The organism is Alicyclobacillus acidiphilus NBRC 100859 (assembly GCF_001544355.1).
Taxonomy (GTDB): Bacteria; Bacillota; Bacilli; order Alicyclobacillales; family Alicyclobacillaceae; genus Alicyclobacillus; species Alicyclobacillus acidiphilus.
The window spans coordinates 21,631-29,418 of the sequence record NZ_BCQI01000038.1; the positions used below are offsets into that span (position 1 = coordinate 21,631).

Annotated in this window: 8 protein-coding genes; 3 read left to right on the forward strand and 5 right to left on the reverse strand. The window is 57.3% G+C overall.

Features of this window, described 5'->3' with window-relative positions; genetic code table 11:
- Positions 1–63: 63 nt before the first annotated feature.
- The gene (gene pcp / locus AAC01S_RS12875; RefSeq protein ID WP_245630213.1) at positions 64–678 is read left to right on the forward strand and encodes a pyroglutamyl-peptidase I; all 615 of its coding nucleotides are present in this window, start codon (positions 64–66) and stop codon (positions 676–678) included.
- 35 nt (positions 679–713) lie between these two features.
- Here the strand turns inward: pcp and AAC01S_RS12880 are convergent, their stop codons facing one another.
- The 3 genes from AAC01S_RS12880 to AAC01S_RS12890 form a co-directional block, all read right to left on the reverse strand.
- Positions 714–2,330: a gamma-glutamyltransferase family protein gene (locus AAC01S_RS12880; protein ID WP_067622949.1), complete on the reverse strand. Its 1,617-nt coding sequence runs from the start codon at positions 2,328–2,330 to the stop codon at positions 714–716.
- Positions 2,331–2,355: 25 nt separating this feature from the next.
- The gene (locus AAC01S_RS12885; protein WP_067622952.1) at positions 2,356–3,603 is read right to left on the reverse strand and encodes an aminopeptidase; all 1,248 of its coding nucleotides are present in this window, start codon (positions 3,601–3,603) and stop codon (positions 2,356–2,358) included.
- Between the two features lie 197 nt (positions 3,604–3,800).
- Entirely contained in the window at positions 3,801–5,228 is a 1,428-nt protein-coding gene (locus AAC01S_RS12890) for an NAD(P)/FAD-dependent oxidoreductase (protein ID WP_067622954.1), read from the reverse strand.
- Between the two features lie 201 nt (positions 5,229–5,429).
- On the opposite strand from AAC01S_RS12890, the gene AAC01S_RS12895 reads away from it, so the two are divergent.
- Complete coding sequence (locus tag AAC01S_RS12895) at positions 5,430–5,813, forward strand: DUF4406 domain-containing protein (protein WP_067622957.1); 384 nt, start codon at positions 5,430–5,432, stop codon at positions 5,811–5,813.
- On the opposite strand, the gene AAC01S_RS12900 is transcribed toward AAC01S_RS12895, so the two are convergent.
- Together AAC01S_RS12900 and AAC01S_RS12905 are read right to left on the reverse strand one after the other, a co-directional pair.
- Entirely contained in the window at positions 5,784–6,389 is a 606-nt protein-coding gene (locus AAC01S_RS12900) for a thymidine kinase (RefSeq protein WP_067622960.1), read from the reverse strand. The genes AAC01S_RS12895 and AAC01S_RS12900 overlap by 30 nt on opposite strands.
- Positions 6,390–6,441: 52 nt before the next feature.
- Positions 6,442–7,377 carry an oxidoreductase gene (locus tag AAC01S_RS12905; RefSeq protein WP_067622962.1) on the reverse strand — a complete coding sequence of 312 codons (936 nt, stop codon included), beginning with the start codon at positions 7,375–7,377 and terminating at the stop codon, positions 6,442–6,444.
- Between the two features lie 220 nt (positions 7,378–7,597).
- On the opposite strand from AAC01S_RS12905, the gene AAC01S_RS19740 reads away from it, so the two are divergent.
- Positions 7,598–7,788 (forward strand): hypothetical protein (locus tag AAC01S_RS19740; RefSeq protein WP_217997835.1); only part of this gene is annotated, 191 nt, incomplete at its 3' end.

Sequence of the window (7,788 nt, forward strand, 5' to 3'; positions counted from 1 at the left end):
TAAAGACGGCTGTGCTACAATCTGGTTGATAGAGCTTCGGGATATACGATGGAGGGATACACTTTGAAAACCATTTTGCTTACGGGATTCGATCCGTTTAACGGCGAGACCACAAACCCCTCCTACGAGATTGTTCGGAGGTTGGATGGGACCGTGATTGGTGAGGATGCGAAGATTGTCGGCAGAGGGCTGCCGACGGCATTTTCCAACTCTGCGGAAACGCTTATCGCCATCATGGAGGACGTGAAACCAGACGTGGTTCTGTGCCTCGGCGAAGCTGGGAGACGGACCCGACTTACGCCTGAACGGGTGGCGATCAACGTGATCGATGCCAGAATTCCCGACAACGAAGGGAAACAATTGATTGACGTGCCCATCGCAGAGGACGGCCCTGCGGCGTACTTCTCCGGGCTGCCCATCAAGTCGATGGTCGAACGCATGCGCGCCGACGGCGTCCCAGCCAGCGTGTCGGACACCGCAGGCACGTACGTCTGCAATTATATTTTCTATCGGCTCATGCACCATCTGGATCGTACCCAGGCGAAGACACTCGGGGGCTTCATGCACGTTCCGTACATGGCGGAACAAGCGCTCGACCGGGACGTCCCGAGCATGCCTGTCGATCTCATGGTGCGCGGCGTCCGATCCGCGTTGGCTGCCATCATGACCGCATTCTAAAACGCGATCGACACGGGAATCCTTATCGCCGCGCTTTAAAACGCGGCGATCGTCCCGTCTGTTCTCGGTTCCGTACCGCCTGCCAGGACATCGTCCTGTTGGCGCCAGATGATTTGCCCACGGCCGAACGGCCCGCCTTGCGTGATCACCTCAATGTCGTGACCGCGATCGCGCAAGGAACCAACGATACTCTCCGCCATGGCCGACTCGATCAGGACCCGCTTGCCATCCATCCACTGCCAGCGAGGGGCGTCCAGGGACGCTTGCGGATTGAGGCCGAGATCGAGCGCGTTGGAAACGACTTGCACGTGCCCCTGGGGCTGCATGAAACCGCCCATCACTCCGAACGGGCCGACAGCCTGGCCGTCCTTCGTCAAGAAACCGGGAATGATGGTGTGATAAGGCCGCTTGCCAGGCCCGAGCGCATTGGGATGCGCCGGATCCATCGAGAAATTGTGACCTCGATTCTGCAGCGAAATGCCCGTGCCCGGAACGACGATGCCGGAGCCGAACCCCATGTAGTTGCTTTGAATGTACGAGACCATGTTGCCGTCGCCATCGGCCGTGCACAAGTAGACCGTGCCGCCGCGGTTTGGCTCGCTCGGGGCCGGTTGGATGGCGGAGTCGCCGATGCGGTTGCAGAGCGAATCGAGAAAGGATTCAGCCAACAAGTCGCTTGGCTGCACGCGCATGGCGGCGGGATCGGCGATCTCGGCGAGCCCAACCTCAAACGCAAGTTTGGTCGCCTCAATTTGCACATGCGCCCGCTCTTCCGGCGACATGTTGGCCAAGTCGAACTTCTCGAGGATCCCGAGCGCTATCAGCGCCACGATGCCCTGTCCGTTTGGCGGAATCTCCCAGACGTCGCAGCCGCGATAGCGAATCGATATCGGATCGATCCATTCAGGTTGGTACGCGGCCAAATCGGATTTGCGGAGCAGCCCGCCGGTTTCACGGGCGAACGCGTCGATTCGATCCGCCAAATCCCCTTCGTAGAACGAACGCGCTCCGCTCGTGCCAATCATCTGCAGCGTCCGGGCCTGGTCCAGGCTGCGGAACAGCTGCCCTGGCTTGGGCGCGTCGCCATCTGGGGCAAACAACCGGAAAAACGGCTCGTATTCGGAGCCTTGCAACAATTCGGGCAGTCGTTTCATGGCGCTCTGCCAGTAAAACGATGCGACGGGCGAGACCGGGAACCCTTCGCTCGCAAGCGCCACGGCGCCATCGAGGTTCTGCGCCAGCGTAAAGGTGCCGAACCGCTCAACCAGGGCCGCCCATGCGGCTGGCGCGCCGGGAACGTCGACGGGCATCCAACCGAACGTCGGCATCTTGTCGAGCCCACGCTCGCGAAGCGCGTCGAACGACATCGCCATGGGTGACGGTCCGCTGCTGTTCAACCCGTACATTTGGCCGCGGTACCAGACGATGGCAAACGCGTCGCTGCCGATCCCATTGGACGTCGGTTCCACGACGGTCAAAGCCGCCGCGGTCGCAACCGCGGCATCAATCGCGTTGCCGCCCTGTTCGAGTACGTGCAGCCCCGCTTGCGCGGCGAGCGGCTGGGACGTGGCGACCATGCCCCTTTTCGCGTAAACGACCGTTCTTCGCGACGAGTACGGATATGAATGGGCGTCAAAATCGAGGAAACTCATGTCATTCCTCCTCTTGGTACAGCACTCAATTGCCGTTGGCCCATCGGCCGTTGCGGAAAATCGGAACCGTGCCGCCGTCGGCCGTCAGAGCGTCGATGTTCAGCTCCTTCGAGCCAACCATGAAGTCGACGTGCATCAAACTCTCGTTCAAGCCATGCGCATCCCATTCGTTTAGGGGCAGATCGTCGCCGCCGGCAACCAGCGGATAGGCGTGGCCAATCGCGAAGTGACAAGACGCGTTCTCGTCAAACAGCGTGTTGTAGAAAATTTGGTTCATTTGCGCGATCGGCGAATCGACAGGAACCAGTGCGACCTCGCCGAGATAATGGCTTCCTTCGTCCGACTCGATAATCCCTCGCAAAGCGTCCTGGCCTGTTTCCGCGGAATACCGAACAATTCGCCCCTGCTCAAACTGCAGTTCGATGCCCGTGATCAAACTGCCATTGTGATTGAGCGGCATGGTGGACCGGACAACGCCGTTTACGCCGCGTTTGCTCGGCGTCGTGTAGACTTCCTCGGTTGGAATATTCGCTATAAACGAAACGTGTTGCCGATCCTCGTGTTCCGCGGAAGCCCAGTAGTGCCCTTCGGCGAGATCGACGGTCAGGTCGGTCCCGGGAGCCGTGTAGCGCAGCGACCGAATATGTAGTTGATCGAGCCAAGCCGCGCGCTGCCTCAGATGCTCGCTGTGCTTCCTCCACCCGCCGACGGGATCGTCCCCTGTCGCCCTCGCCGCATACAGGATGTCGTTCCAAAGCGCGCTCACACGTTCGCCCTCGGGCAGTTCCGGATGGACTTGGTCAGCCCAAGCCTGCGTCGGCGCCGAAGCCAAGGTCCAGCGATAGAGATTATTCGTCCGGCGGTTGTCAAATGATCGAAAAGTCGCTCGGATGGCGCGTTCCGCGATTTCCACTCGACTGCTATCGACCCCGTCGTACAACTTCGGATCGGACGCCGGGATGGCAATGTACGAGGCGCCAGCCTCCGCGAGCTTCTCAACAAACTGCAATTGCCACTCGGTGCGCGCCTTGAACAAATCGAGATCGCCGCGCTTGATGGTTTCGCGCAGCCACCACTCGTCACCCCAATCGACTTGGACAAAGCTCGCCCCCGCGTCATAAGCGGACTTCACCAGTTCCCGCGCAAACTCAATGTGGTCCGGATAGACCGCGCGGCGTCCGAAGCCGATGACGACCGGCTGCCCCTGTTGCACATTGTTGCCTACACGCACGACGATGTCAGCATATTTCTTCAATTTCCCTGAGTCGATCACGCTGTTCCCACTCCTCGCTCATCTCTGCGCACGGCAGACAGGCCGCAAGCCGATGTTGCCTGGCTCCAGGCGCCGAGATGTCTGCCGTACGCGCTGCCGATACTCTCACTATACCAAAGTGATCGGACAAACGTAGGATTGGTCAGGAACAGACCAGGGACTTTTTGCGCGGACGATCCGCTGGCTTTGCAAGCCCGTCAGCCGAGTCTGCGAATGATGTCGCGCGCGGCGTGCACACCGCTGCTGGCAGCTTGAGAGATGCCGCGAGAAATGCCAGGCCCATCGCCCGCACAGTACAGCCCATCGACTTTCGTCTGCAGATCTCGCCCGACGTCCGCTCGAGCGGCGTAAAACTTCGCCTCGATGCCGTAGAACAACGTGTGATCGCTGGCGATGCCCGGCGTCACTTGGTTGAGCGCTTCCATCATCTCCTGCAGTGCGACCATCGTCTTATACGGCAGCACAAGGCCGAGATCGCCCGGCACGGCTTCCTTCAACGTAGGCTCAATGAAGCCCTCGGCGATGCGCTCGTGCGTGCTGCGCCGCCCTTTGCGAATGTCGCCGTACTTTTGGACGATGATCGATCCGTTGGAGAGTTCGTTCGCCTGACGGCACAGGCTCTTCGCGAACTCGTTCGGACGGTTGAACGGCTCGGTGAACCGGTGGCTCACGAGCAACGCGAAGTTGGTATTCGTGGAGCCCAAAGCCGGGTTTTTATAAGCGTGGCCGTTGGCGGCCATCACCCCAGTGTGGTTCTCGACCACCACGTGCCCGGAAGGATTGCTGCAGAACGTTCGGACCATCAGCCCAGTGGAAGGCGAACGGAAAATAAACTTGCCTTCGTACAAGTGTTCGTTGATCTCCTGCATGACGACGTTCGACGTCTCCACTCGAACGCCGATATCCACCTGATTGTTGGTCATCCGCAGCTTGTGCCGATTGAACAACTCGGTCAACCACGTCGCACCGTCGCGCCCAGGCGCCAAGAGAACGAATTTCGACCGGATCGTCTCCCCGCCGCGAACGACAACGCCCTGGATCTTTCCATCCTCAATCAGCAGATCCTCGACGAATGTTCGGAATCTCAGGTCGATCCGCTGCGAGAGATGCGCAAAAATCTCGTTCATCAATTGCAGATTCATATCGGTTCCAATATGGCGAACCCGCGCCCGAAGCAGCTTCAAGCCCGCGCCAATCGCTCGTTTCTCGATGTTCGCGACGGCCGGCGTCGTCGGATCGGTGATGGTTTCCGGCGCGCCGTGCTTCAAATTGATGGCGTCGACATATTCAATCAGCGACAGTACTTCGGAAGCTGGCAGGTAATCCGTCAGGAACCCTCCGTATTCAGCGGTGATGTTGAATTTGCCGTCGCTGAACGATCCGGCGCCGCCCGCGCCGTTGATCACCCCACAGGCGGGCCAGCAGCTCGCATAGGTCTTAATCTTGTTTGCCGGCGGACATTTGTCAATCTTTCCATCCATAATTGGACAATGCCTGTATTTCGCTTCCACACCTTTATCGATCATCAACACCCGAACATCCGGCGCCTTCTCGGCAATTTCATACGCCGCGTAAATGCCGGCTGGACCAGCCCCAACGATCACGACATCATATTGCTCGCCCATGACGATCCCTCCGCCTCATGCCGAACAAATTCAATAATTATACGGTGAATGTTCGGATCACAACCTCAGTCATTATACAGGGTTCGAATCAGACGTCAAGGTGGATTGACATGCGAACATACGTTCTGTACACTTTGGTGTAGACGATCGCTGAAATACAGGAACAAGCACCTGAATTGGATTGCCGAAGGAGGTCGAACCATGAACAGGATCTATCTGTCAGGGCCGATGAGCGGCTTGCCGGACTGGAATCGCCCGGCTTTCATGGAGGCGGCGGGGCGTCTGCGAAACCTCGGATTTGAAGTGGTCAATCCGGCGGAAGTGTCCATACGGGGCGGTTCGTGGGCGGATTTCATGCGCCACGATATTCGTCTGATGATGGATGTGGATGGTGTGGTGACACTGCCAGGTTGGCGGCAGTCGAAAGGCGCCTCGTTGGAAGTGTATATCGCTGAACACTTACACATGCCCGTCTACGAACTCGAACATTTCATGGCAAACGTTGCCGAGGTCCGTTCAGCAGGCCAGCCGAAGGTCGAGCAGTTGTCGCTCGATTTAACCGTGGAAGAACCCGTCCGAATCTAACAACTGTTCGATGTCCGGTTCGAAGTAATGCTTTCGGCAAACGGATTTGTACAAATCGTTTCCGCCAACTTCAATTTGTTCTCCGGAATAGACAGGTTTGCCATTCTTTACTTTCAAGATCATCGTCGCCTTTTTGTTGCAGCCAGGGTGCGCACAAATCGTTTTGATCTCCTCGATTTGGTCCGCCCACAACACGGCCGCCTCGCTGCCTTCAAAGAACTGATTGCGATAATCTTTCAGCAGTCCGTACATGATCACGGGAATATTCAGTTCGTCCACAATCCGCGCAAGCTGCCTGACGTGTTTTGCTCGAAAAAACTGCACTTCGTCCACAAGAACGCAATCTGTTGGATCGTTGCGCATGATTTCGTAGATGTCCGTGTCGTCGTCCACGACCGTCGCGTCTTTCGCGATCCCGACACGGGAGGCGATACGACCTTTGCCAAAACGCGCGTCGATCGCAGGTGTAAACAAAGAGACCCGCTTTCCTTGTTCTTCGTAATTGTGGGCCACCGTCAACAGTTGGATCGACTTGCTTGCGTTCATTTGTCCAAACCGATAATAGAGCTTTGCCAAGTGTATTCAACCTCTTTTGTCTGCTTCGCGCGGTTCAGCGCGCAAAAGCGCGTTACTGCAAGTCAGCAAAATGCACGCCTGTAAGTTGCTCGGATACTTCCCAAAGATGTGCGGCCAGAGCCAAATCGTGCGATCTCGCTACAGACGACACGATTCCGGGATATCCACGCATTCCCCCGCGCGGCCCAATGAATTCGCCGCCTGAGAGAGACGGATTGGTCGCCGCGTAGACAGTGGGCAGCGCACCCATGTAACTGCTTTGCGCGAACAAGCTGTTGATGCCGTTTGTAAGAAGGCGGACCAGTGGATTGGCGGAGGCAAAAATACCGTTGTTCATCAGCGAAGTCGAAGCGAAACCAGGGTGGCAGGCGACGCTCTTGACGTCGGCGCCCAACCTGGACAATCTGCGTTGCAATTCATAGGCGAACAATAGATTGGCCAGCTTGCTTTGGGCATAAAACGCCCAACGCCGATAACCTCGTTTGCCATCCAAGTTGTCGAAATGGATATGGCCAGATCGATGCGCTAGGCTGCTGACCGTGACGACCCGCGCGCCCGAAGTCCTCAACAAAAACGGCAGCAAACATCCCGTGAGCGCAAAGTGGCCCAAGTGGTTGGTCCCAAATTGCAGCTCAAAACCGTCCCCAGTGGTGCGATACGTAGGTGCCATGACACCCGCGTTGTTGATGAGCACGTCGAGCGACCGATACTTCTCGGCAAACGCCTGGGAAAAATCTCGGACACTCGCGAGCCGCGCGAGATCAAGAAGCATGACGTCGACATCGGCCTGGGGAAAACATTCCAGGATTCGCGCCTTCGCCTGTTGCCCCTTTGCCGTATCTCGAACCGCCAAAACGACTGTCGCCTGCTTTTCGGCCAACATCCTTGCGGCCTCATAGCCTATACCGCTGTTTGCCCCCGTAACCACCATCACTTTTCCAGCAAGCGATGGGATCTCGGCCTCCGTCCAACGATCCGCCAAAACCATCCCCCCAACCGACCCGGCCGGTCCAACTTCTATTCCAATCCGTCAAATCCAGCGCTTTTGACACTCTTCGACACGTATAGACATAATTGTCACAAACATCGAACCAAACCTATTATATTCTTTGCTTAAGCAAGGTCGTAGCGCGGCCCGCACTCGTGATGTCTCTTCGATTCGCGTCGACATCTCGCTTGAATCCATTAAAGGAAGTGCGCGTGATGATGTGCTCTCAGTATTAACCATTCACGTCATGATTGTGCTAGTCCCTATAGTACTCTATCAAATTTGGTCGATACAACGCCCTTTCGAAGACTTTCCGTTTCGTGTCCCTGTATTTACCGGCTATGGTGTTTTGGGTGCGGCGTTTTCGTTCGCTGCACCAAGCGGCACGCTGTCCGGACTCATTGTACATCA